Source organism: Streptomyces sp. NRRL WC-3605, from assembly GCF_001509795.1.
In the GTDB taxonomy this organism is placed as follows: Bacteria; Actinomycetota; Actinomycetes; order Streptomycetales; family Streptomycetaceae; genus Streptomyces; species Streptomyces viridochromogenes.
The window spans coordinates 98532-121671 of the sequence record NZ_LLZN01000091.1; the positions used below are offsets into that span (position 1 = coordinate 98532).

General features: G+C 72.0%; 21 protein-coding genes and 1 pseudogene. 11 read left to right on the plus strand and 11 right to left on the minus strand.

What is annotated here, in order from left to right:
* Positions 1 to 218: 218 nt before the first annotated feature.
* From ADL34_RS29155 to ADL34_RS29165, 3 genes are all read right to left on the minus strand, one after another.
* Entirely contained in the window at positions 219 to 914 is a 696-nt protein-coding gene (locus ADL34_RS29155) for a DUF402 domain-containing protein (protein WP_062673250.1), read from the minus strand.
* A 71-nt stretch (positions 915 to 985) separates the two neighbouring features.
* The gene (locus ADL34_RS29160; protein WP_062673252.1) at positions 986 to 2389 is read right to left on the minus strand and encodes a class II fumarate hydratase; all 1404 of its coding nucleotides are present in this window, start codon (positions 2387 to 2389) and stop codon (positions 986 to 988) included.
* Between the two features lie 76 nt (positions 2390 to 2465).
* Positions 2466 to 4142: a fumarate hydratase gene (locus tag ADL34_RS29165; RefSeq protein WP_107115746.1), complete on the minus strand. Its 1677-nt coding sequence runs from the start codon at positions 4140 to 4142 to the stop codon at positions 2466 to 2468.
* Between the two features lie 157 nt (positions 4143 to 4299).
* On the opposite strand from ADL34_RS29165, the gene ADL34_RS29170 reads away from it, so the two are divergent.
* Complete coding sequence (locus ADL34_RS29170) at positions 4300 to 4977, plus strand: DUF1707 SHOCT-like domain-containing protein (RefSeq protein ID WP_062673254.1); 678 nt, start codon at positions 4300 to 4302, stop codon at positions 4975 to 4977.
* A 163-nt stretch (positions 4978 to 5140) separates the two neighbouring features.
* Entirely contained in the window at positions 5141 to 5518 is a 378-nt protein-coding gene (locus tag ADL34_RS29175) for a WhiB family transcriptional regulator (protein ID WP_079033618.1), read from the plus strand.
* Positions 5519 to 5595: 77 nt separating this feature from the next.
* Here ADL34_RS29175 and glpX read toward each other — a convergent pair whose 3' ends face one another.
* Positions 5596 to 6633, minus strand: coding sequence for a class II fructose-bisphosphatase (glpX, locus tag ADL34_RS29180; RefSeq protein WP_062673256.1), 1038 nt, complete (start codon positions 6631 to 6633; stop codon positions 5596 to 5598).
* A gap of 126 nt (positions 6634 to 6759) precedes the next feature.
* On the opposite strand from glpX, the gene ADL34_RS29185 reads away from it, so the two are divergent.
* Positions 6760 to 7281, plus strand: a complete 522-nt coding sequence (locus tag ADL34_RS29185; protein WP_062673258.1) for a DUF4245 domain-containing protein — start codon at positions 6760 to 6762, stop codon at positions 7279 to 7281.
* An 84-nt stretch (positions 7282 to 7365) separates the two neighbouring features.
* On the opposite strand, the gene ADL34_RS29190 is transcribed toward ADL34_RS29185, so the two are convergent.
* The 3 genes from ADL34_RS29190 to xseA all read right to left on the minus strand — a co-directional run bounded on the left by ADL34_RS29190 (position 7366) and on the right by xseA (position 9607).
* The gene (locus ADL34_RS29190) at positions 7366 to 7956 is read right to left on the minus strand and encodes a malonic semialdehyde reductase (protein WP_062673260.1); all 591 of its coding nucleotides are present in this window, start codon (positions 7954 to 7956) and stop codon (positions 7366 to 7368) included.
* Between the two features lie 181 nt (positions 7957 to 8137).
* On the minus strand, positions 8138 to 8377 hold the full coding sequence (locus tag ADL34_RS29195) for an exodeoxyribonuclease VII small subunit (RefSeq protein WP_062673263.1): 240 nt from the start codon (positions 8375 to 8377) through the stop codon (positions 8138 to 8140).
* A 9-nt stretch (positions 8378 to 8386) separates the two neighbouring features.
* The gene (gene xseA / locus ADL34_RS29200; RefSeq protein WP_062673265.1) at positions 8387 to 9607 is read right to left on the minus strand and encodes an exodeoxyribonuclease VII large subunit; all 1221 of its coding nucleotides are present in this window, start codon (positions 9605 to 9607) and stop codon (positions 8387 to 8389) included.
* Between the two features lie 138 nt (positions 9608 to 9745).
* Here xseA and ADL34_RS29205 point away from each other — a divergent pair, with 138 nt between their 5' ends.
* Together ADL34_RS29205 and ppgK are read left to right on the plus strand one after the other, a co-directional pair.
* On the plus strand, positions 9746 to 10759 hold the full coding sequence (locus tag ADL34_RS29205; protein ID WP_079034426.1) for a 4-hydroxy-3-methylbut-2-enyl diphosphate reductase: 1014 nt from the start codon (positions 9746 to 9748) through the stop codon (positions 10757 to 10759).
* 29 nt (positions 10760 to 10788) lie between these two features.
* Positions 10789 to 11553 carry a polyphosphate--glucose phosphotransferase gene (gene ppgK / locus ADL34_RS29210; protein WP_062673268.1) on the plus strand — a complete coding sequence of 255 codons (765 nt, stop codon included), beginning with the start codon at positions 10789 to 10791 and terminating at the stop codon, positions 11551 to 11553.
* A gap of 40 nt (positions 11554 to 11593) precedes the next feature.
* On the opposite strand, the gene ADL34_RS29215 is transcribed toward ppgK, so the two are convergent.
* The gene (locus ADL34_RS29215) at positions 11594 to 11929 is read right to left on the minus strand and encodes a DUF6542 domain-containing protein (RefSeq protein ID WP_420714279.1); all 336 of its coding nucleotides are present in this window, start codon (positions 11927 to 11929) and stop codon (positions 11594 to 11596) included.
* Positions 11930 to 12631: 702 nt separating this feature from the next.
* Between ADL34_RS29215 and ychF the strand changes: the two genes are divergently transcribed.
* The 3 genes and pseudogenes from ychF to ADL34_RS29230 all read left to right on the plus strand — a co-directional run bounded on the left by ychF (position 12632) and on the right by ADL34_RS29230 (position 15415).
* Entirely contained in the window at positions 12632 to 13720 is a 1089-nt protein-coding gene (gene ychF, locus ADL34_RS29220) for a redox-regulated ATPase YchF (protein ID WP_062673270.1), read from the plus strand.
* Positions 13721 to 13884: 164 nt separating this feature from the next.
* Positions 13885 to 14190: pseudogene (locus tag ADL34_RS29225) on the plus strand (hypothetical protein); the annotation flags it as partial.
* Positions 14191 to 14308: 118 nt separating this feature from the next.
* Positions 14309 to 15415, plus strand: a complete 1107-nt coding sequence (locus tag ADL34_RS29230; protein ID WP_062673272.1) for a hypothetical protein — start codon at positions 14309 to 14311, stop codon at positions 15413 to 15415.
* Positions 15416 to 15674: 259 nt separating this feature from the next.
* Here the strand turns inward: ADL34_RS29230 and ADL34_RS29235 are convergent, their stop codons facing one another.
* Positions 15675 to 16256, minus strand: a complete 582-nt coding sequence (locus ADL34_RS29235; RefSeq protein ID WP_062673274.1) for a Uma2 family endonuclease — start codon at positions 16254 to 16256, stop codon at positions 15675 to 15677.
* A 121-nt stretch (positions 16257 to 16377) separates the two neighbouring features.
* On the opposite strand from ADL34_RS29235, the gene ADL34_RS29240 reads away from it, so the two are divergent.
* Entirely contained in the window at positions 16378 to 18564 is a 2187-nt protein-coding gene (locus ADL34_RS29240; RefSeq protein WP_062739830.1) for a DEAD/DEAH box helicase, read from the plus strand.
* An 87-nt stretch (positions 18565 to 18651) separates the two neighbouring features.
* Here the strand turns inward: ADL34_RS29240 and ADL34_RS29245 are convergent, their stop codons facing one another.
* A complete protein-coding gene (locus ADL34_RS29245) occupies positions 18652 to 19563 on the minus strand; it encodes a LysR family transcriptional regulator (RefSeq protein ID WP_062668645.1) in 912 nt (303 codons plus the stop codon).
* A gap of 114 nt (positions 19564 to 19677) precedes the next feature.
* Between ADL34_RS29245 and ADL34_RS29250 the strand changes: the two genes are divergently transcribed.
* Positions 19678 to 20508 (plus strand): oxidoreductase, encoded by an 831-nt coding sequence (locus tag ADL34_RS29250; RefSeq protein WP_062668646.1) that lies wholly within the window; start codon positions 19678 to 19680, stop codon positions 20506 to 20508.
* A 232-nt stretch (positions 20509 to 20740) separates the two neighbouring features.
* Entirely contained in the window at positions 20741 to 22318 is a 1578-nt protein-coding gene (locus tag ADL34_RS29255) for a S8 family peptidase (protein ID WP_062668647.1), read from the plus strand.
* A 14-nt stretch (positions 22319 to 22332) separates the two neighbouring features.
* Here ADL34_RS29255 and ADL34_RS29260 read toward each other — a convergent pair whose 3' ends face one another.
* A complete protein-coding gene (locus ADL34_RS29260) occupies positions 22333 to 23025 on the minus strand; it encodes a hypothetical protein (protein ID WP_062668648.1) in 693 nt (230 codons plus the stop codon).
* Positions 23026 to 23140: the final 115 nt, after the last annotated feature.

Sequence of the window (23140 nt, forward strand, 5' to 3'; positions counted from 1 at the left end):
CCCCAGGAACGGAAATCCCGCGTGACCAGAGGCAGTTCCTGTGCCACCGGTGCGGTACCGGCGCCGGTCCGTGCCGGCGTCGCCCTGGTAACCCTCGCTCACGTCCTGCCGCCCCTCGGTGACGATCGGTCAAGCCCGGCGCTTCGTCCGTCAGTTGTCCCCGCGCGCCCGTGCGGAGGACGATCCTACGTTTCTCGCGGGGGGGCGCATCAAGGGTCTCATGACGACAGCCGCGCGGGCGTACGGTCCCAGTCCTCAGGCAAAGAAGGTACAGCCCAGGACGGATCGGGGCGCCAGTTCTGCCAGCCGTCGCAGAACGGAGGCCCCCACGCGCGGATCACCTCCACCGCCGCCTCCCCGGCCCGGCGCACCCGCCCGGCCAGCTCCTCGTCCACCAGGCCGTCCCGCCGGGCCTGCGCGAACTCGTCCTCGTCACGCCAGTGCCAACTGCGGTCCGGGTGCACCGAGATGTCGAGGAAGTGGTCCTCGGAGTCCACCCCGCCCGCCCAGCGGGCCAGCGGCTCCTCCAGGTTCACGTACCAGTTCTTGAACCGCCAGCCCGGCTCCCAGAACAGCCACACCGACCACGGCTCACCGGGGCGCGCCAGCTTCAGCACGCCGGTCCCGAACCAGCGGTCGTGCTGGACGGTGCGCGGCTTGGTGTACCGGGTCCGCAGCGGCTCCAGATGCACGGCCGTCCCGTCGGTCAGCACCGGCTTGACGCACTCCGTGCCCGGCGCGAGCCACACCGCCAGCAGCCGCTCGTCGTCGCGTACGACGGTGACGGGACGCGCGATGTGGAAGCGACGGCCCGCGTTCTCCCGGTACCGCCACAGGATCTGCGACCCGGGGGCCCAGAAGCCCGTCGACCCGCCCGCTTCCACTTCCGTCGTCATCGATCCGCCGTCTGCCATGCACAGATATTAGGTGCCCCAGGCATGCGACGCTGCGAGACGGGTCACCGTTCACGCCTTCGTGACCGGCGTTACGGGCGTGTCATCCGCAGCACGTCCAGGGCCTCGTCCAGCTGCTCCAGCGTCAGGTCGCCGCGCTCCACGTACCCGCCGTCCAGCACGACCTGGCGGATCGTCCGGCGTTCGGCGAGGGCCTTCTTGGCCACCTTGGCGGCCTCCTCGTACCCGATGTACTTGTTGAGCGGCGTGACGACCGACGGCGACGACTCGGCGTACTCCCGGGCCCGCTCACGGTGCGCCACGATGCCGTCGACCGTGCGGTCGGCAAGCAGCCGGGAGACGTTCGCGAGGAGCCGCACCGACTCCAGGACGTTCTTCGCGATGACCGGCAGCATCACGTTCAGCTCGAAATTGCCGGCCGCGCCCGCCGTCGCCACCGTCGCGTCGTTGCCGACGACCTGCGCGGCGACCATCAGCACGGCCTCCGGGATCACCGGGTTCACCTTGCCCGGCATGATCGACGACCCCGGCTGCAGATCGGGCAGGGAGATCTCGGCGAGGCCGGTGCGCGGGCCGGACGCCATCCAGCGCAGATCGTTGGCGATCTTCGTCAGCCCGACCGCGATGGTCCGCAGCTGCCCGCTGGTCTCCACGACGCCGTCGCGGGCGCCCTGCGCCTCGAAGTGGTCGCGCGCCTCCGTCAGCGGCAGCGAGGTCGCCCGGGCCACCTCCTCGATGACGGCGGCGGAGAACCCGGGCGGGGTGTTGATGCCGGTGCCGACGGCCGTGCCGCCCAGCGGCAGCTCGGCGAGCCGGGGCAGCGAGGCCCGCAGCCGCTCGACGCCGTACCGCACCTGGGCCGCGTACCCGCCGAACTCCTGACCGAGCGTCACGGGCGTCGCGTCCATCAGGTGGGTCCGCCCCGACTTCACGACGTCGGCGAACTCCCCGGCCTTGCGCTCCAGGGCCGCCGCGAGGTGCTCCAGCGCCGGGATCAGATCCCGCGTGACGGCGGCGGTGGCCGCGATGTGGATGGAGGAGGGGAAGACGTCGTTGGACGACTGGGAGGCGTTGACGTGGTCGTTCGGATGCACGTCCCGGCCGAGCCGCTCGGTCGCCAGGGTCGCGACGACCTCGTTGGTGTTCATGTTGGACGAGGTGCCGGACCCGGTCTGGAACACGTCGACGGGGAAGTGCTCGTCCCAGCGCCCCTCGGCGACCTCCGCGGCCGCCTCCTGGATCGCCTCGGCGACGTCCTTGTCGAGCACCCCGAGCCGGGCGTTCACCTTCGCGGCGGCGCCCTTGATCCGGGCGAGCGCCTCGATGTGGGCGCGCTCGATGCGCTGCCCGGAGACGGGGAAGTTCTCCACGGCCCGCTGGGTCTGGGCCCGCCACTTGGCGTGGGCGGGCACCCGCACCTCGCCCATCGAGTCGTGCTCGGTGCGGTACTCGGTCCTGTCCTGCTCGTCGGTCATCGACGATCACCTCCACGTGTCACAGCGCCGGCACCCCGACCACTGTTCCCCGTGGAGGCGATTCGTCACGGAACGCTCAGGCGAGTCCGGGGCCGCGTACCGGAATGGACGTGAAGGTCGGCGCGGGCGCGGGATCCTGGAAGAAGTCGTTGCCCTTGTCGTCGACGACGACGAACGCCGGGAAGTCCTCGACCTCGATCTTCCAGACCGCCTCCATGCCGAGCTCCTCGTACTCGACGACCTCGACCTTCTTGATGCAGTCCTGGGCGAGGCGGGCGGCGGGGCCGCCGATGGAGCCGAGGTAGAAGCCGCCGTGGGAGGCGCACGCGTCGGTGACCTGCTTGCTGCGGTTGCCCTTGGCGAGCATCACCTTGGAGCCGCCCGCGGCCTGGAACTGCTCGACGTAGGAGTCCATGCGGCCGGCCGTCGTCGGGCCGAAGGAGCCGGACGCGTAGCCCTCGGGGGTCTTCGCGGGACCGGCGTAGTACACCGGGTGGTCCTTGAGGTACTGCGGCATCTCCTCGCCCGCGTCCAGCCGCTCCTTGATCTTGGCGTGCGCGATGTCGCGGGCCACGACCAGCGGGCCGGAGAGGGAGAGGCGGGTCTTGACCGGGTACTTCGTCAGCTCGGCCAGGATGGTGTCCATCGGCTGGTTCAGGTCGATCCTGACGACGTCACCGGACTCGTCCAGGTGCTCGTCCGTGGTGTCCGGCAGGAAGCGCGCCGGGTCGGTCTCCAGCTGCTCCAGGAAAACGCCCTCGGCAGTGATCTTCGCGACGGCCTGGCGGTCGGCGGAGCAGGACACGGCGATGGCGACCGGGCAGGACGCGCCGTGCCGGGGGAGGCGCACCACGCGGACGTCGTGGCAGAAGTACTTGCCGCCGAACTGCGCGCCGATGCCGATCTTCTGCGTCAGCTCGAAGACCTTCTCCTCCAGCTCCTTGTCGCGGAAGCCGTGGCCCAGCTCGGAGCCCTCGGCGGGGATCTCGTCCAGGTAGTGCGCGGAGGCGTACTTGGCGGTCTTGAGCGCGTACTCGGCGGAGGTGCCGCCGACGACGATGGCCAGGTGGTACGGCGGGCAGGCGGCCGTACCGAGGGAGCGGATCTTCTCCTCCAGGAACTTCATCATGGAGGCCTCGTTCAGGACGGCCTTGGTCTCCTGGTAGAGGAACGACTTGTTGGCGGAGCCGCCGCCCTTGGCCATGAACAGGAACTTGTAGGCGCCGCCGTCGGTCGCGTACAGCTCGATCTGGGCGGGGAGGTTCGAGCCGGTGTTCTTCTCCTCCCACATGGTGAGGGGAGCCATCTGCGAGTAGCGCAGGTTCAGGTTCTTGTAGGCGTCGTAGATGCCCTTGGAGAGCGCCTTCTCGTCCTCACCCTCGGTCAGCACGTTCTGGCCGCGCTTGCCCATGACGATCGCGGTGCCGGTGTCCTGGCACATCGGGAGGACGCCCGCGGCCGCGATGTTCGCGTTCTTCAGCAGGTCCAGCGCGACGAACTTGTCGTTGGACGACGCCTCGGGGTCGTCGATGATCCGGCGGAGCTGGGCGAGGTGGGCGGGGCGCAGGTAGTGCTGGATGTCGTGGATGGCCTCCTCGGCGAGCTTGCGCAGCGCCTCGGGCTCCACCTTGAGGAACGTCCGCCCGTCGGCCTCGAAGGTGGAGACACCCTCGGAGGTCACCAGCCGGTACGGGGTGGTGTCCTCTCCCTGGGGGAGCAGATCGGTGTATGCGAACTCAGGCATCTCGCCCATTCCTCACTCGACAGCAGCGGCTGGCCTCCGTTGGCAGCGTCCACCAGACTAGAACCTGCCTCCGACGGCCAGCCTGTGAGGTGAGGCTCAGTTCGGTGCCCCGGGACGAATCGACCGAGGGGTATCGCGATCTATCGTGTTTCGGTACGCTGCTGCCGTGGACCTTCAGAAGCGCACCGCGCCCGCTCCCGCCGCCGAGCTCCGCGCCTCCGACGCCGACCGTGACCGCATCGCCGACATCCTGCGCGACGCCCTGGCCGAGGGGCGCCTGACCTCCGACGAGCACGCCGAGCGGGTCGAGGGCGTCCTCGCGGCCAGGACGGTCGGTGAGCTGGAGGTGTTCATCCGGGACCTGCCCGCCGGGCACCCGCGCCGCGCCGCCCCGGCCGCCGCGCGCCCGGCCCCGGCCCCGGTCCCGGCCGACGCCGACGACCACGTGGTCGCCGTGTTCAGCAGCGCCGTGCGCAAGGGGCGCTGGCGCGCGGGCCGCCGTATCCACGCGTACGCCGTGTTCGGCAGCGTGGAGATCGACCTCAGCGAGGCCCTCTTCCAGTACCAGCACATCGTGATCCGGGCGTTCTCGGTCTTCGGCAGCGTCGAGGTCAGCGTCCCGGAGAACGTGTCGCTGCGCGGCACCGGCGGCGGTGTCCTCGGCTCCTTCGAGGTCGACCATCTCGACGCGGAGGACCCGGACGCGCCGGTCGTCCACGTCGACGGCTGGGCCGTGCTCGGCAGCATCGAGGGCCGGCCGCGGCGCGGAAAGCTGGTCGCGGACATCCTGGACCGCGTGCACCGCAAGGTCGACCGGAGTCTGCGGCGCCACCTGGAGCATTGACGACCGTGAACCGGACGGGCCGGTTCCCGGGGTCGGCGCTCCCGGCGGGCGCGCGCGGCGGCCCGGGAACCAGCGGTTCGGAACTCCCTGCATAGGCACGCGTACAGCGGGTAGACCTTGTCGCATCGTCTCTCGCTCGCGAAGCCGTCGTCAGGAGTAGACCGTGCTGCAACCGCCGCATTCGTCCCTGCAGGTAGCCGCCGTTCCGGCCCAGCGGGTGCCAGCGCGAGACAGGGATCAGGACGCCCCCTGGCACACCGAGGCGGTGTGCCGGCGCGACGAGGCGGGGCTGTTCTTCGCCCCCTCCAAGGAGCCCACCGCGGCCCGCCTGTCCCGCGAGGAAGCGGCCAAGCGCGTCTGCGCCCGCTGTCCGGTCATGGTCGAGTGCCGCGAGCACGCGCTGCTCCAGCCCGAGCCGTACGGCGTGTGGGGCGGGCTGACCGCGGCCGAGCGCCGCGTGGTCCTCGCCCGGCGCCGCCGCCGCGAGATGGAGCTGAAGAAGACGGTGGGCGCCGCGAACCGCATAGCCCAGGCCGGCTGAGACACGACGCCGGCAAGACGCGAAAGGGCGCCCCCTCCGCACCGGGGGCGCCCTGGGTCAGCGGGACCGCCGCGCCGTCACTTCGCCCTGTCGAAGTCGATGGCGCTGTAGGCCCGCAGCTTGCTGAGCCGGTGCTCGGAGTCGATCCGGCGCACCGTGCCCGACTTCGACCGCATCACGATCGAGTCGGTCGTCGCGGTCTCCGACCGGTAGCGCACCCCGCGCAGCAGCTCGCCGTCGGTGATGCCGGTCGCGACGAAGAAGACGTTGTCCCCGGCGACCAGGTCGTCCGTCATCAGGACGCGGTCCAGGTCGTGCCCGGCGTCGATCGCCCGCTGCCGCTCCTCGTCGTCCTTCGGCCACAGCTTGCCCTGGATGGTGCCGCCGAGGCACTTCACGGCGCAGGCCGAGATGATGCCCTCGGGGGTGCCGCCGATGCCGAGCAGCATGTCGACGCCGGTGCCCTCGCGCAGGGCGTAGATGGAGCCGGCGACGTCGCCGTCGGAGATCAGCTTGATGCGCGCGCCGGCGTCCCGGATCTCCTTGATGATCCCTTCGTGGCGGGGCCGGTCGAGGATGACGACGGTGACGTCCTCCGGGGTGGACCGCTTGGCCTTGGCGACCCGGCGGATGTTGACCCCGACGGGCGCGTCGATGTCGACGAAGTCGGCGGCGTCGGGGCCGGTGACGAGCTTGTCCATGTAGAAGACGGCCGACGGGTCGAACATGGAGCCCCGGTCGGCCGCGGCCAGCACGGAGATCGCGTTGGGCATGCCCTTGGCGGTGAGCGTGGTGCCGTCGATCGGGTCGACGGCGATGTCGCACTCCGGCCCGGTCCCGTCGCCGACCCGCTCCCCGTTGAAGAGCATGGGCGCCTCGTCCTTCTCGCCCTCACCGATGACGACGACGCCGTTCATCGACACGGTGTGGACGAGGGTCCGCATGGCGCGCACCGCGGCGCCGTCGGCGCCGTTCTTCTCGCCGCGGCCGACCCAGCGGCCCGCCGCCATCGCGGCCGCCTCGGTCACACGGACCAGTTCCAGGGCCAGGTTGCGGTCGGGGGCCTCGCTCGGTACTTCGAGTTCGGACGGCAGATGATGATGATTCTCGGTCATCGGAGCGCACCTTTCTGATACGACGACGGCCGGATGAGGGTGACGGGCCTGACTCTATCCCTGGGCGGACAGAATGAGCAGGGGGCCCCACGGATGAGCAGAGCGGGCACCTGCGACGATAGGGACGTGGCTGGTTCGAAGGTTAAGCAGAAGTCGGTCCGCAACATGGTCCTCTCCCTCGCGGTGACCGTGCTCGCGGCGGGAGTCGTGTATCTCTTCGTGCCGCACGACGACGGCACGCCCGACCTCCCGCGGGTCGACTACCGCGTCGAGCTGCTCACGGCCCGCCGGGCGGCGTCCTACCCGGTGGTGGCGCCGCAGGGGCTGCCCGACACGTGGAAGCCGACCTCCGTGCGGTTCCAGGGCGACAAGTTCGACGCCTGGCACCTCGGCTATCACACCCCGGACGGGGGCTATGTGCAGGTCCAGCAGTCGATGGAGAAGGCGGACGACTTCATCGAGCAGGCCAGCCAGGGCGGCCACCGGACGGACGTCACGGAGCGGATCGGCGACCGCACCTGGACCCGCTACACCGGAGGCCGGTACGACGCCCTCGTCTCCCGCGAGGACGGCGCGACGACCGTGGTCGCCGGCACCGGCTCGTTCGGGCAGCTGACGGAGATGGCGAAGGCCCTGCGCGCCGAGTGACCCCCTGAGCGCGGCGAAGGCCCCCGGCGTGACGCCGGGGGCCTTCGCCATGTGCGGCGGACCCGCGGGGGGCCGTGCGCCGGATCAGACCGTGGTGACGACCTCGTCGTACGCGAGACGCGGGGAGCGGGGGAACCAGGCGTCCGGGCCGGGACGGCCGATGTTGACGATCATCAGCGGAGTGTGGTCGTCGTCAAGGAACTCCTTGCGGACGCCCTCGAAATCGAACCCGGTCATCGGGCCGGCGGCCAGCCCGGCGGCCCGGACGCCGACGATGAAGTAGGCGGCCTGGAGGGCGCCGTTCAGCGCGGCGCTGTTCTCGCGGACCACGCGGTCGCCGAAGACGGCGTCCTTGGCCTGCGGGAAGTGGGGGAAGAGGACCGGCAGCTCCTCGTGGAACTCGTTGTCCGCGGAGAGGATCGCGACCAGCGGGGCGGTGGCGGTCTTCTGCCGGTTGCCCTCGGCCATGTGCGCGACGAGGCGCTCGCGGGCCTCGGCGGAGCGGACCAGCGTGACGCGCAGCGGGGACTGGTTCATGGAGGTCGGGCCGTACTTGACCAGGTCGTAGATCGCCTGGACCTGCTCGTCGGTCACCGGCTCGTCGGTGAAGGAGTTCGCGGTGCGGGCCTCGCGGAACAGCAGGTCCTGGGCGGCGGGGTCGAGGACGAGAGACATGCGGAACCTTCTCGGTGGTGCGTCGTGGGGGTACCGCACGGGGAGCGCGCGGCACGTAAGCGGACCGGGGACCGTTTACGGGAGCGAGCGTACGCGAGACAAGTTCAATGTTCAACAAAGGGGCGGAGCCCGGTGATCGGTGTCACAGGGCTCCGCCCCTTCGCGGAACGTCCGGGCGGCGTCAGTCGTCGCCGCCCTCCTCCCGTCCCTCCCCGGCCTCCTCCTCGGCGAGCGCCGCGTCCAGGCGTGCCCGCGCCCCGTCCAGCCAGCGCCGGCACACCTTCGCCAGCTCCTCGCCCCGCTCCCAGAGCGCGAGCGACTCCTCCAGCGTCGTGCCGCCCGCCTCCAGCCGCCGTACGACCTCGATCAGCTCGTCCCGGGCCTGCTCGTAGCCGAGGGACTCTTCCACCTTGCCGGTCATGCGCCCACCCTATGCATCGCTTCCTGCGTCGACTCGTACGGAGAACTCGCCCTCGGCGACCCGGGCGCGCAGCACCTCGTCGGCCGCCACCTCACCGGGGTCGCGCACCACGTGCCCGTCGTCCCGCTGCAGCACCGCGTACCCGCGCCTCAGGGTCGCCGCCGGGGACAGGGCCACCACGCGCGCGTGCGTGTGCGTCAGCTCGGACGCCGCCCGGTCCAGCAGATGGCCCAGGCACCGGCGGCCGCGGTCCAGGAGCGAGGCCACATGGTCGGCCCGCTCGTCGATCATCCGGTGCGGATCCTCTATCGAGGGGCGCGCGAGAGCGTGCGCGAGCCCTCGCTCCTCCCGCTCCACGTACGCCTCCACGCAGCGCCGGGCCCGGTCGCGCAGCATCCGCACCCGCTCGTACTCCTCGCCGACGTCCGGGACGACCTTCTTGGCGGCGTCGGTCGGGGTGGAGGCGCGCAGATCGGCGACCAGGTCCAGCAGCGGGCTGTCCGGCTCGTGCCCGATCGCGGACACGACGGGCGTACGGCAGGCCGCCACGGCCCGCACCAGCTGCTCGTCCGAGAACGGCAGCAGGTCCTCCACGCTGCCGCCGCCCCGCGCGACGATGATCACGTCCACGTCGTCGAGCGCGTCCAGCTCCTTGACCGCCTGCACGACCTGCGGCACCGCGTGCACACCCTGCACCGGGACATTGCGCACCTCGAAGCGGACGGCGGGCCAGCGGTGCCGCGCGTTCTCCAGGACGTCCCGCTCGGCGGCGGACGCCCGCCCGCACACCAGGCCCACGAGCTGCGGCAGGAACGGCAGCGCCCGCTTGCGCTCCGGCGCGAACAGCCCCTCCGCCGCCAGCGACTTCTTCAGCATCTCCAGCCGGGCCAGCAGCTCCCCGACGCCGACCGGCTTGATCTCGGCGGCCCGCAGGGACAGCTGCCCGCGCGGCGCGTACCACTCGGGCTTGGCGAGCACCACGACCCGCGCGCCCTCGCTCACCACGTCGGCCACCGCGTCGAAGACCTGCCGGTAGCAGGTCACGCTCACCGAGATGTCGTACGACGGGTCGCGCAGCGTCAGGAACACCACCCCCGCGCCGGGCCGCCGCGACAGCTGGGTGATCTGCCCCTCCACCCACACCGCGCCGAGCCGGTCGATCCACCCCCCGATGAGCCGGGACACCTCACCGACGGGCAGCGGGGACTCGGGCGACGTGTTCACAGCCATGCGGCGAGCGTAACGGCCGCCACCGACAACACCCCCGCCCCGGCGCGGGGCGCGGACACGGGCCCCGGGCGCCGCCTCCCGCCCCGCACACCCCACCGCGACCCGTGCGATCTTCGGGGCGGCGCACGCACCCTTACGATGGGACGCATGACTGCTTCGCCTGGCCGCCGTGTCCTGCTCGCCGCCCCCCGTGGCTACTGCGCGGGTGTGGACCGCGCCGTGATCGCCGTCGAGAAAGCCCTGGAGCAGTACGGCGCTCCCGTCTACGTCCGGCACGAGATCGTCCACAACAAGTACGTCGTGCAGACCCTGGAGAAGAAGGGCGCGATCTTCGTCGAGCGCACGGAGGAGGTGCCGCCGGGGAACATCGTGATGTTCTCCGCCCACGGCGTCGCCCCCGTCGTCCACGAGGAGGCCGCCCGCGGCCGGCTCGCCACCATCGACGCGACCTGCCCGCTGGTCACCAAGGTCCACAAGGAAGCGGTCCGGTTCGCCGACGAGGACTACGACATCCTCCTCATCGGGCACGAGGGCCACGAGGAGGTCATCGGCACCTCCGGCGAGGCCCCCGAGCACATCCAGCTCGTCGACGGCCCCGCCGACGTCGCCAAGGTCGAGGTCCGCGACGAGTCCAAGGTCGTCTGGCTCTCCCAGACCACGCTCTCCGTCGACGAGACCATGGAGACCGTCGACGCCCTCAAGGAGAAGTTCCCGCAGCTGATCTCGCCGCCCAGCGACGACATCTGCTACGCCACGCAGAACCGTCAGCTCGCCGTGAAGCAGATGGGCGCCGAGGCCGACCTCGTCATCGTCGTCGGCTCGCGCAACTCCTCCAACTCCAAGCGGCTGGTGGAGGTCGCCAAGCTGGCGGGCGCCCGCGCGGCGTACCTGGTCGACTTCGCGGACGAGATCGAGGAGGGCTGGCTGGACGGCGTCACCACCGTCGGCGTCACCTCGGGCGCCTCGGTGCCGGAGGTACTCGTCGAGCAGGTCCTGGAGTGGCTGTCGCAGCGCGGCTTCGAGGACGTCGAGATCGTCAAGGCGGCCGAGGAGTCCATCACGTTCTCGCTGCCCAAGGAGCTGCGCCGCGACCTGCGCGAGGAGGCGGCGGCGCTCATCGCCGAGCGCACCGGTTCCGCGACCGGTGAGTGACCGTCAGGCGTCCGTCGTAACGTAGGGCCATGCAGATCTTCGGCTTGGACATCGGCGGATCCGGGATCAAGGGCGCCCCGGTGGACCTCGACAAGGGCGACCTGGCCCAGGAGCGCCACAAGGTGCTCACCCCGCACCCGGCGACCCCCGACGGGGTCGCCGACGGTGTGCTCCAGGTCGTCGAGCACTTCGGCTGGACCGGCCCGGTCGGGCTCACCTTCCCCGGGGTGGTGACCGACGGCTCCACGATCCGCACCGCGGCGAACGTCGACAAGGGCTGGATCGACACCGACGCGCGCGCGTTGTTCGGCGAGCGCCTCGGTGGCCTCCCGGTGACGGTGGTCAACGACGCCGACGCCGCCGGAGTCGCCGAGATGCACTTCGGCGCCGGGCGCGGCCGCAAGGGCACGGTGTTCCTGCTCACCTTCGGCACGGGCATCGGCAGCGCCCTGTTCCTCGACGGCCGCCTGGTCCCCAACACCGAGCTCGGCCACCTCGAACTGAACGGCCACGACGCGGAGAAGCGCGCCTCCAGCAAGGCCAAGGAGGATGAGGACCTGACCTGGGAGCACTGGGCCCACCGGGTCCAGAAGTACCTCGCGCACGTCGAGATGCTGTTCTCGCCCGAGCTGTTCATCATCGGCGGCGGGGTGAGCCGCAAGGCCCACAAGTTCCTGCCCCACATCGAGGGCATCCGCGCGGAGATCGTCCCCGCACAGCTGCAGAACAACGCGGGGATCGTGGGGGCGGCGATGCACGCGGCGGAGACGGCGGTCGCGGACCAGGCGTCGTAGCCTGCAGGCCGCTCGGCCGCCGCCGGCCGAGCGGCGGCGGTCAGTCGGCGCGGCCCCGGATCGCGGCGCGCCGCGCCACCAGCCGGACCCGGCGGACGAGGACGACGACACCGGCGATCAGAGTCCCGCCGTACAGCCAGCCGGCCTCGGTCGCGAGGGCGGTCACCAGGCCCATGAGGTGACCGCCGAGGCCCCCGCCGTGGTCGGCCGCCGGGAGCAGCCCCAGCGCGAAGGCGTTCGGCACGACCACGGGCGCGGTCAGCAGGTCGCCCTCACGCACCCACAGCGCGGTCACAACGCACACCGGCAGGAACAGCACGCTGTACAGGCCCAGCGAACCGGACAGCGCGGAGTCGAGGAAGCCGAGCAGCAGCATCGCCACCCCGCAGAACAGCCCGCTGCCCAGCCCGGTCAGCCGTGGGTGGGGCAGCCGCCCGACGGTCGTGCTCCCCGGGGCAGGACCCGGCCGCCGTACCGCCCCGGCAGGGCGGGAGGGGACGGGCCGGCGCTGGGCGACGGGCCGGGTGGCCGGAGCCGGCCGGACGGCTCCGCGCCGTGGCGGCCGCGGGTCCCGGGCCGCCGACGCGGCCCGCGCGGACCGGGGCAGGCCCTGCGGGGACCGGGCGGACCGTGAGACTGCGCTCGTGGTCCCTCCGGAGCGGGACCGCGCGGGCCAGGCGGACCGCCGTCCGGCCCCTGCGCCGCCACGCCCCGCCTCCCGTTCGCCCGAGCCCGGCACGATCCCGCCCTCGCCGCGCCTCGTACGGCCCTCGCCCCGCTCCACCGTGTCCCCGTCCGCCTCGACATCCGCATCCGCAGCCGCTCGCGCGGCGCGTACCCGCCCTCACCCGTGGGGAACCGCGTATCTCGTGGCGCTCCGCGCCCGGCGGGTCGCACCCCGTGCCGCTCCTGTGCACCAACCTAGGGCGCGGGACGGGGTGCGGCGGGCGACGGACACGCCCGGGGGCGCACCTTGGCCAGGTGTTCGACGGCACGCCGGGGGCGGGCCCGGCACGCCGTAGACTGGTGGATCGGCCCCAACCCCAGTCCTCATCTCTCACGTACGGGAAGTCGCAACGTGTCGCTCACGATCGGAATCGTCGGTCTGCCGAATGTCGGCAAGTCGACCCTGTTCAACGCCCTGACCAAGAACGACGTGCTGGCGGCCAACTACCCGTTCGCCACGATCGAGCCCAACGTCGGTGTCGTGGGCGTCCCGGACGCGCGGCTGACGAAGTTGGCCGAGATCTTCGCGTCCCAGCGGATCCTCCCGGCGACCGTCGACTTCGTCGACATCGCGGGTATCGTGCGCGGCGCCTCCGAGGGCGAGGGCCTGGGCAACAAGTTCCTGGCGAACATCCGTGAGTCCGACGCGATCTGCCAGGTCATCCGGGCCTTCAAGGACGAGAACGTCGTCCACGTCGACGGCAAGGTCTCGCCCAAGGACGACATCGAGACGATCAACACCGAGCTGATCCTCGCCGACCTCCAGACGATCGAGAAGGTCCTGCCGCGCCTCCAGAAGGAGTCGCGGATCAAGAAGGACATCGCGCCGAAGGTCAAGGCCGTCGAGGAGGCCAAGGAGATCCTGGAGAAGGGCGACACCCTCTTCTCCGCGGGCATCGTCCAGGGCTCCGGCAACGAGGAGCTCCTGCACGACCTGCACCTGCTGACCACCAAGCCCTTCCTCTACGTCTTCAACGTCGACGAGGACGAACTGGTAGACGACGACTTCAAGGCCGAGCAGCGCGCCCTGGTCGCCCCCGCCGAGGCGATCTTCCTCAACGCCAAGCTGGAGGCGGACCTCGCCGAGCTCGACGAGGAGGACGCCATGGAGCTCCTGCAGTCGGTCGGCGCCGAGGAGCCCGGCCTCGCCACCCTGGCCCGCGTCGGCTTCAACACCCTCGGCCTGCAGACCTACCTGACGGCCGGCCCCAAGGAGTCCCGCGCCTGGACGATCAAGAAGGGCGCCACCGCCCCCGAGGCCGCCGGTGTCATCCACACCGACTTCCAGAAGGGCTTCATCAAGGCGGAGGTCATCTCCTTCGAGGACCTGGTCGAGACCGGCTCGGTCGCCGAGGCCCGCGCGAAGGGCAAGGCACGCATGGAGGGCAAGGACTACGTCATGCAGGACGGGGACGTGGTGGAGTTCCGCTTCAACGTGTAGTGCCTGATTCCTTGATCGGCTGAAGTGCCCGGTCAGGGCGTAAACCCCCAGGTCAGGGGCCAGATCCTAGGGTCTGGCCCCTGTTCTCTCCGGCCGGATCAGCCTGTCTCCTGGCCGTGTGCCGGGGTTTCCGGGGTGCCGCGTGAGGCCGGACAGAACGAGGGGCGGAGACAGCGCTGTCCCGCCCGGCCGATGCTGAGTGCGCGCAGTTGAGGGTCTGGCCGGCTGTCGACGTGCTGGTGATCTTCCGCTTCCATTCGTCGGACGAGATCGACTTCGATGTCGACCTGCGGGAACTCCAGGGGCAGGCGCGACTCGACTTGCTCTGCGGGTTCCTCACGGCCATCGGACGGCGGTTGGGGAAACCAGTGCTGATGGATGCCGAGGGCGGCGACGGCAGCCATCCCGTACTCGGGTTCGACGTCGAGAGCGATCGGGTCGTGCTGTTGGCGGAGCCGTTCGCTCCTTGACGTTTCCGCGGGCATGCATCGCCGACCCTGCGGTGCCGTTCCCGCGACGGATGAGAAAACATGTTGGCCGGCTGCCGGCCAGTTGCGACGATGCGTCTGTTTCCCAGGCGGAGGGCATTTGTTCGTTTTCGTGTGTGCGGGATGCGGCGCCGAGCTGACCACCGCGCTGTCCCCGGTCTCACTGCCGGTCCACGCCCGTCAGAAGTACGGGAACGGGGCCCAGCTTCCGGTTCTCATGGAGTCCGGGACGTTTGCCGTGGACCCGGACCCCTGGGGAGGCCCGTGGCGGATGTGGGACGAGATCGATCCGGACGAGGCGGAGGCACGAGGCATCTACGCGCCGGTCCACGTCCTGTCCGACAGCGCGCCCGGGGCGAGTGTCATCGCGCCCGGCGATATCCGCGGAACCCGCCTGATCCCTGGGAAACGCGGCGGTGCCTGCTGCGGCCTCGACGGAGCCGAGGGACCCAACATGGCCTGCGAGACATGCGACCTCCCCGTGGCGACCAGGGTCGACGACTGCTCGCTCTGGCAGGCAGTGCGGCTCAGCCCGGACGCCGTGCACCGCATCCCCGTTGACGGTATCCACGCTGCGCCCCTCTCCTGGTCGGAGCTGGCAGAGAAGGGGGAGAAGACGCCCCCGTTCGAGCCGATTGCCACGTGGGGAGGACGGATGGGGTCGGGCCACTACTGGTCGTGGAGCCCGCAGTGGGAGGCGGCAGCCGGCCAGGCGCTCGCCCACCTGCTGGTCGCCTCCCACGGGCGGCCGGTGAAGGTTCCGGGCGGTCTGACCGCGGACGTGTTCCAACGCGCGCTCGACGCCCTGCTGCCCGCAGGCCCTCCGAAGCGGCGCGCCGTACTGGCCGGACCTGGACAGCCCTCCCCGAACGCGGGCGCCCACATCCTCCTCGTACCGGTCCATCCCCAGACGGGTCGGACCTGGACCCCCGCCAGCCCCACTGCGTCGGCATACCCGGTGCCCCTGCCGCTGGGGGTGTGGCTGTGGCTGGTCTCTCCCCAGCCCTGCTTGCCGGTGCCTGCGTCAGGCCGCATACCCCAGGGCGTACTCCGCGACGACCCTCTCCCGCTGCTCCCCAACTACCTGTTCCGGGCCGACCGGGCAACGTTCCTGCACACCTTGGTCCGGCTGCCGGCCGTGCGCAGCCCGTGGTTGCGCACGATCGTCGAGAACGTCACGCAGAGCACCTCGGCCGACCCCTTCTAGCCGCCTGGCAATCGAACAGCGCCAGACGCCCGTGCCTCCCAAAGTGGTCGACATCTGCTGTCCGATCTTCGGACCCCACCGTCAACGACCGCATGAACTGCTCTTCGCCGGCTCCATCAAGCTGGCGCGGGCGCCTTTCGACCTGCACGGTCTGGCGGCTCTCCACCGCACCGATCCGCCCTCACGGACGACCCGCTCCCGGTCGTGGTGGTCCGGCCGACGTGAGGGCCGGAGAGCCTCCATGCGGTCCGGCGCCGGCTCAGGTGCCGCCCCGCGGGGTGAGCTTGTCGAGGTCCAGGGTGATCTCGAAGGGCACGGGGCGGGCGAGGGTGCCACGGAAGATGCCGGCGGGGGCGTAGGCGCCGGTCGGGCCGTCGAGTTCGTAGACGTGGACGACAGGGGATCCTGTCTCGTCCTCGATGCACCAGTAGTGCGGGATGCCCGCCTCCGCGTACTTGCGGAGCTTGACCGTGCGGTCCCGATGTGCGGACTCGGGTGAGACGACCTCGATGACGAGCCGCACCTCGTCCGGCGCGAACCAGGTGCGGTCTCCGTCGTAGTCCGCTGTCGTCAGCAGCAGATCCGGCTCGGGGCGATTCCGCGCGTCGAGCCTGATGGTCATCTCGCGGCCGACCCTGACATCGCCGGGTGCCTGCTCCATGAGAGCGACGGTGAGCATGGTGACGAGGTGGCCGTGCCACCACCTCTGCGGCGACATCATGAAGACAAGCGCTCCGTCGATCAGCTCGGTGTGGCGGGGCGCCTCGGGGAGGCGGTCCAGGTCCTCCGCGAACCAGCCTTCCTCGCGCGGGGGGCGCATCCAGTCGGGCAGTGCGGTCATGGTGCAACGGTAGCGACTCGGCTGGGACCCGACCACGAGATCGTGCGGCGGCGCACCGGATGGGGAAGGGGTTCGCCGGCGGTGGCAGGATGCGGGGAGACGTTGGGGAGGGTTGCGCGGGATGGGGCGTAGTGAGCGGGAGGCGGTCGTCGGGGGGCGGCGGCTGTACGAGGCCGCGCGGGCCGTGGCCGAGGACCACGCGCGGGCCGTGGCCGCCGTGCACGCGGCCCTGGCGCCGATCCACGACGACCTCGTACGGCGGGAGCTGGACGGCATCCCGGTCGCCCGGCTGAAGGACCTCACCGAGGGCCGGCTGCGGCTGGGCGAGGTGGAGAAGGGCGGCTTCCGTACGGTCGGGCAGGTCCTCGACGCCGGTGCCTACCGGTTGCGGCAGCTGCCCGGCGTCGGCCGGCAGACCGCCGACCAGACGGTGGCCGCCGCACGCCGGATCGCCGACGCCGTAGGGGACACCGTCGCCGTGCACATCGACGTGGACCGGCCGGAGCCGCGGACCACCGCCCTCGTCGCGGCCTTGAACGTGCTGGTGGAGGCCGGTCCCGAGGCGCGCCGCGCCGTCGAGACGGCCGCCGGGCTGGTGAAGCGGCTCGGACCGCTGCTCACCGAGGCGGCCCCCGCGGCCGGGCGGCTGCGCATGCTGTTCGCCGGGCGGGCCGGACGGGAGCGGGCGGCCGCCGCCGTGGCGGAGATCCGCGCCGCGACGGAGCGGGCCCACGAGGACGGCGTACCCGGACTGCTGGCCCAGGCGTCGGTGGACCTGCTGCGCCGCCCGGAGTCCGACGTGGCCGCCCTGGTCGACTTCGAGCTGCGCTCCGCCGAGTACTACAGCCTGCTCGCCGAGGTGTCGGGCCGCGCCCCCGACCCGGCCGCCGCCGAGGGCTTCCTGCCGGACGAGGTGGCCGACCGGGTGCGCGCCCAGTCGCTGGACGACACCCGCCGCCGGGTGTCGCTGCGCGGCTACCAGGCGTTCGGCACGCGGTTCGCGCTCGCGCAGCGCCGGGTGATCCTCGGCGACGAGATGGGGCTCGGCAAGACGATCCAGGCCATCGCCGCGCTGGCCCACCTGGCCGCGAGCGGCGACACCCACTTCCTGGTGGTCTGCCCGGCCAGCGTGCTCATCAACTGGACCCGGGAGACCGAGAAGCGCAGCACGCTGTGGGTGACCCCGGTGCACGGCCCGGACCGGCAGGACGCGTTCGCCGACTGGAAGGAGCGGGGCGGCGTCGCCGTCACCACCTTCGACGCCCTGCGCGGCTTCCCGGTGCCCGGCACCGGCGAGCTCGGCATGCTCGTCGTCGACGAGGCGCACTACGTCAAGAACCCGGGCACGCGCCGCGCCGGCGCCGTCTCCGCCTGGGCGGGGACCTGTGACCGCGTGCTGTTCCTGACCGGCACGCCCATGGAGAACCGGGTCGAGGAGTTCCGCAGCCTGGTGCGCATCCTGCAGCCGGACCTCGCCGAGCGCGTCGACGAGCACGACGGCGTGGCGGGCTCGAAGGCGTTCCGCAAGGCGGTCGCGCCCGTCTACCTGCGCCGCAACCAGCAGGACGTGCTCACCGAACTCCCCGCGCTCCAGCACACCGACGAGTGGGAGGAGCCCAGCGCGCAGGACGAGGAGGCGTACCGGGAGGCCGTGCGGGCGGGCAACTTCATGGCCATGCGCAGGGCGGCGTACGCACGCCCCGAGGGGTCGGCGAAGCTCGAGCGGCTGCGGGAGATCGTCGAGGAGGCCGCCGAGAACGGGCACAAGGCCGTGGTGTTCTCGGCGTTCCGCGACGTCCTGGGCACGGTCCACGAGGCACTCGGGAAGAGCGACGAGGGGCATGTGTTCGGGCCGCTCACCGGCAGTGTGCCGCCGGCCCGCAGGCAGCGGATGGTGGACGACTTCGCCGCCGCGCCCGGTCACGCGGTGCTGCTCGCGCAGATCGAGGCCGGGGGAGTGGGCCTGAACATGCAGGCCGCGTCCGTGGTGATCCTGTGCGAGCCGCAGCTGAAGCCGACCATCGAGCACCAGGCGGTCGCCCGCGCCCACCGCATGGGCCAGGTCCGCTCGGTGTCGGTGCACCGCCTGCTGTGCACGGGCGGCGTGGACGAACGCCTGGTCCGGCTCCTGGAGAACAAGTCCCGCCTCTTCGACGCCTACGCCCGCCGCAGTGCCGTCGCCGAGTCGACCCCGGACGCGGTGGACGTCTCCGACCTCGGCCTGGCCCGCCGCATCGTCGAGGAGGAACAGGCCCGCCTGGGCGCGACGCCGACGCCGACCCGGGCACCGGCCACCGAGGACGCGTGAGCGCTGCACGGCTTTCCCGGTAGAGGCCGCCCCCTCACAGGCCCCCCTCACAGGCGCCCCTCACTGGCCCCCCTCACAGGCGCCCCCTCACCCCTGCCCCGTGACCTCCCCGCAAGCCCGCGCATACCCCCGCACCAGTGGCCGGTCCTCGTCCGTGCGGCGCCAGGCCAGGGCGTAGCGGGTGGGGGAGAGGCCCCGGACCGGGCGGCTGACCACGCCGCCGAGGGTGATCAGGGGGGCGTTGCCCGAGGCCACGAGGCAGATGCCGAGGCCGGCGACCAGCGCCTCGTAGGTCTCCTCCGTGCTCGCGATCTCGGCCCCGATGCGCGGGGGCCGTCCGCCGCGCTCGTCCAGCGCCAGCCAGTGCTCGCGCAGCGGCCCCGCGCTCTTCGGCAGGGCGAGGAAGGGCTCGTCGGCGAGGTCGGCGAAGTCCACCTCCGGCCGGGCGGCCAGCGGATGTGCCTCGGGCAGGGCGACCAGCCGGGGCTCCTCGGCGGCCACCGTCCAGCCGTAGCGCCCGGCGTCGGGCAGCGGCAGCCAGACGAAGGCGACGTCGGCCTCGCCGTCCGCCAGGCCCGCCGTGGGGTCCTCCCAGCTCACCTGCCGCAGCCGGACCGTCACCTCGGGGTGCGCGGCCGTGAACCGCGAGCGGATCGCCGGCAGCAGCCCGCCGCGGCCGGGGCTGGTGCTCATGCCCACGACCAGCGTGCCGCGGGCCGCCGCCCGGACCGTGTCGAGTGCCTCCGCCCCTTCCGCCCAGGCGGCCAGCACGCGCCGCGCGTGCGGCAGGAGGGCGGCGCCCGCCTCGGTGAGGGTGACGCCACGCGGTCCGCGGCGCAGCAGCTCGACGCCCAACTGCCGCTCCAGCGCCCGGACCTGCTTGCTGAGGGCGGGCTGGGAGACGTACAGCCGCGCGGCGGCCTGCGTGAAGTGCAGTTCCTCGGCGACCGTCACGAAGTAGCGCAGGTCTCGTACATGAACGTCCAGCGTCATAACCATCGGTTATCAGCGTGGGTCTTGGACGGGCAAGGGGGTTCCGCAGGAGGCTGAACCGCGTAGGCCGACGCGACCCGCCGAGGCCCGTCGGACCCCGTCGCGGAACGAGGAGTAGTCATGAACAAGGTCTGGCTGATCACCGGGGCGAGCAGCGGTTTCGGGCGGGCGCTCGCGGAGCTGGCGCTGGCCGACGGAGATGTGGTGGTCGGCGCGGTACGGCGGCCCGAGGCCATGGACGATCTGCTCGCGGCCCACCCCGACCAGGTGGAGGCGTTGCGCCTGGACGTCGCGGAGACGGGCGCCGCCGAGGCGGCCGTGGCGGACGTCGTCGCGCGGCACGGACGGATCGACGTCCTGGTCAACAGCGCGGGACGCACGCATGTCGGCGCCTTCGAGGAGACCACCGAGGACGAGCTGCGGGCGTTGTTCGACGTGCATGTCTTCGGTCCCGCCGCCCTCGTGCGGGCCGTGCTGCCGCACATGCGCGAGCGCCGGTCCGGGGCGATCGTGCAGCTGTCCAGTATGGGCGGGCAGATGTCGTTCGCGGGCTTCTCCGCGTACAGCGGAACGAAGTTCGCCCTGGAGGGCATGTCGGAGGCGCTGGCGGACGAGGTCGCGGACTTCGGCATCAAGGTGCTGATCGTCGAGCCGGGCGCCTTCCGCACCTCGCTGTTCGAGACGGGCCGGGCCGGGGCCAGCACGGACAGCGGGCTGTACCCGAAGGTGAGCGCGACGCGCGGCTTCGTCGAGGGCGGCGACGGTTCGCAGCCCGGTGACCCGGCCAAGGCCGCGGCGGTCATCCTGGCCGCGCTCCAGGCGGAGCCGACCCCGCTGCGGCTGCCGCTCGGGGACGACGGCGTGAGTGCGGTGCTCGGCCACCTCGACCAGGTCCGCGAGGACATCGCGCCCTGGGAGAAGAGTGCGCGGGCGACGGCGTTCGACGTCTGACCGAGCCCCGCGCCGGATCCTCCCTCCGCCCTGCGTGAGCGGCTCGCCCGACGACTGGCTCACGCAGGGCCCTTGTGCAATTCCTGTGGAGGCCTCAATCTTTCGGCTGGCGCACGGACGCCGTACGGACTTGTCATGATCATGACGGGCATGGCTCTGACGTTGTCTGGCTTCCCTCGTCGTCCCGTGCCACCCCACGCCGGCGCACCACCGATTGAGGAGGAACCCTCAGATGGCAGTGATGCGTACCCCCCAGCGCACGACCCGCCGAAGACTGGCCCTGCTCAGCACGGCGGCCACCGCGGTCCTCGCCGCGGGCCTCGTCACCGCGCTCCCCGCCTCGGCCGCACCCGAGGGCCACGTCCAGTACGCGGGCGCGGCGAACGCCGTGGCCGACAGCTACATCGTCACCCTCAAGGCCGACCGGGCCCGTTCGGACTCGAAGACGGCCCGGGCCCTCGTCGAGCGCTACGGCGCCGGCATCGAGCGCACCTACCGCACGGCCCTCAACGGCTACGAGGTCGAGGCGTCCGAGACCGAGGCCGCGCGGCTCGCCGCCGACCCGGCCGTCGCCTCCGTCGTCCAGAACCGCACCTTCCACGTCGAGGGCACCCAGCCCAGCCCGCCCTCCTGGGGCCTGGACCGCATCGACCAGAAGAACCTGCCGCTCGACAACTCCTACACCTACCCCGACTCGGCCGGGCAGGGCGTGACGGCGTACATCATCGACACCGGAGTCCGCATCACCCACCAGGACTTCGGCGGCCGCGCCTCCTACGGCTACGACGCCATCGACAACGACAACACCGCCCAGGACGGCCACGGCCACGGCACGCACGTCGCGGGAACGGTCGCCGGGTCCTCGTACGGCGTCGCCAAGAAGGCGAAGATCGTCGGCGTCCGCGTGCTGAACAACTCCGGCTCGGGCACGACCGCCCAGGTCGTCGCCGGCATCGACTGGGTCGCCCGGAACGCGGTCAAGCCGGCCGTCGCCAACATGTCGCTGGGCGGCGGTGCCGACACCGCCCTCGACACGGCCGTACGCAACGCCATCGCCTCCGGCGTCACCTTCGCCGTCGCCGCCGGCAACGAGTCGACGAACGCCTCCACCAAGTCGCCCGCCCGCGTCACCGAGGCGATCACGGTCGGCGCGACGACCTCCACCGACGCCCGGGCGAGTTACTCCAACTACGGCAGCGCACTGGACCTGTTCGCGCCCGGCTCGTCCATCACCTCGTCCTGGAACAGCGGCGACTCGGCCACCAACACCATCTCGGGCACGTCGATGGCGACCCCGCACGTCGCGGGTGCCGCCGCGCTCTACCTCGCCGACAACCCCTCCGCCACCCCGGCGCAGGTCGCCTCGGCCCTGACGGAGGCCGCCACGAGCGGCGTCGTCGGCAGCCCCGGCTCGGGCTCGCCCAACCGCCTGCTGTACGTCGGCGGCGGCACGACCACCCCGCCCGGACCGCGCTTCGAGAACACCGCCGACCACACGATCGCCGACAACGCCACCGCCGAGTCCCCGGTGACGGTCTCCGGCGTCTCCGGCAACGCCCCCTCGGCCCTCGCCGTAGAGGTGCACATCGTCCACACCTACATCGGCGACCTCCAGATCCAGCTGGTCGCCCCGGACGGCTCGGCCTACACGCTGAAGTCCTACGGCACCGGCGGCAGCGCCGACAACATCGACACCACGTACACGGTGAACGCCTCCTCGGAGACGGCCGACGGCACCTGGAAACTCAGGGTCAGCGACAACGCGCGCCTGGACACGGGCCGCATCGACGCCTGGGCGCTCCAGTTCTAGTACCGGTCATCCGGTCAAGTCCTCGTCCTCGCGGTGGCGTTCGGGTTCCTCGACCCAGCCCGCCGCGAGGACGAGGCGGGTGGGCCGGTGCACGGCGAGGAAGCCGAAGGGCCGGTCGAACGTGGCGCGGACCTGCGTCGTCCGCCATCGAAGCGGCGGGGGGGGGCGCCCGCGACCGCGGTGATCGCCGTCACCGCCGCCGCGTGGAAGCCGTCGGCGCCGAACCGCGCCGTCACGGACTGCCCGGCCGACCCCACGGCCAGCGGGGAGGCGCTGATGCCGGGGAAGTGCCCCCGCGTGCGGTCGCGGGCCGTGGTGAGCCCGAACACGCCGGGCGACGCCGTCAGATCGTGGTCGGCGCGCAGGCCGAACGCCGGGACCAGGACGTGGAGCGTCGGCGGCGCGGGCTCCCGGGAGAGCTTCCGTACGACGCTCAGGCCGGGGCCCACCTCGCCGTAGGGCAGCGCGTGCCCCGGAACGGCCGGGGACCGGCGCTCCAGCACCTCCACCGCCGCTCCCAGGACCTGTCCGGGTGTCATCCCGTCCTCGCCCAGCACCAGATGGACGTCCGTCGCCGTGTCGCCCAGCACCTTCAGCTCCGTGACGCGTCCCGCCGGGGTGCCCGCCACACCGACCCGGTCCAGGACGGCGCCGGAGCGCGTGAGTCCCGTCAGCTCCCGCCCGCACCAGGGCCCGGCCTCGGGCATCCAGGCGGTCTCCCTGAACGGCCGCAGCCGGCCCAGCGGGCCGTGAGCCCGTTCACCGCACGGACAGTCGCCCGTGCGACCCCCATGTCGTCCCCTCTCGTCCCGCGCTTACGAT

Coding starts and splice junctions, on each gene's coding strand:
- ADL34_RS29155 (WP_062673250.1), bottom strand. CDS start 914: ATGGCAGACGGCGGATCGATGACGACGGAAGTGGAAGCGGGCGGGTCG.
- ADL34_RS29160 (WP_062673252.1), bottom strand. CDS start 2,389: ATGACCGACGAGCAGGACAGGACCGAGTACCGCACCGAGCACGACTCG.
- ADL34_RS29165 (WP_107115746.1), bottom strand. CDS start 4,142: ATGGGCGAGATGCCTGAGTTCGCATACACCGATCTGCTCCCCCAGGGA.
- glpX (WP_062673256.1), bottom strand. CDS start 6,633: ATGACCGAGAATCATCATCATCTGCCGTCCGAACTCGAAGTACCGAGC.
- ADL34_RS29190 (WP_062673260.1), bottom strand. CDS start 7,956: ATGTCTCTCGTCCTCGACCCCGCCGCCCAGGACCTGCTGTTCCGCGAG.
- ADL34_RS29195 (WP_062673263.1), bottom strand. CDS start 8,377: ATGACCGGCAAGGTGGAAGAGTCCCTCGGCTACGAGCAGGCCCGGGAC.
- xseA (WP_062673265.1), bottom strand. CDS start 9,607: ATGGCTGTGAACACGTCGCCCGAGTCCCCGCTGCCCGTCGGTGAGGTG.
- ADL34_RS29205 (WP_079034426.1), top strand. CDS start 9,746: ATGGGACGCATGACTGCTTCGCCTGGCCGCCGTGTCCTGCTCGCCGCC.
- ppgK (WP_062673268.1), top strand. CDS start 10,789: ATGCAGATCTTCGGCTTGGACATCGGCGGATCCGGGATCAAGGGCGCC.
- ADL34_RS29215 (WP_420714279.1), bottom strand. CDS start 11,929: ATGCTGCTGCTCGGCTTCCTCGACTCCGCGCTGTCCGGTTCGCTGGGC.
- ADL34_RS29235 (WP_062673274.1), bottom strand. CDS start 16,256: ATGACCGCACTGCCCGACTGGATGCGCCCCCCGCGCGAGGAAGGCTGG.
- ADL34_RS29240 (WP_062739830.1), top strand. CDS start 16,378: ATGGGGCGTAGTGAGCGGGAGGCGGTCGTCGGGGGGCGGCGGCTGTAC.
- ADL34_RS29245 (WP_062668645.1), bottom strand. CDS start 19,563: ATGGTTATGACGCTGGACGTTCATGTACGAGACCTGCGCTACTTCGTG.
- ADL34_RS29250 (WP_062668646.1), top strand. CDS start 19,678: ATGAACAAGGTCTGGCTGATCACCGGGGCGAGCAGCGGTTTCGGGCGG.
- ADL34_RS29255 (WP_062668647.1), top strand. CDS start 20,741: ATGGCAGTGATGCGTACCCCCCAGCGCACGACCCGCCGAAGACTGGCC.
- ADL34_RS29260 (WP_062668648.1), bottom strand. CDS start 23,025: ATGCCCGAGGCCGGGCCCTGGTGCGGGCGGGAGCTGACGGGACTCACG.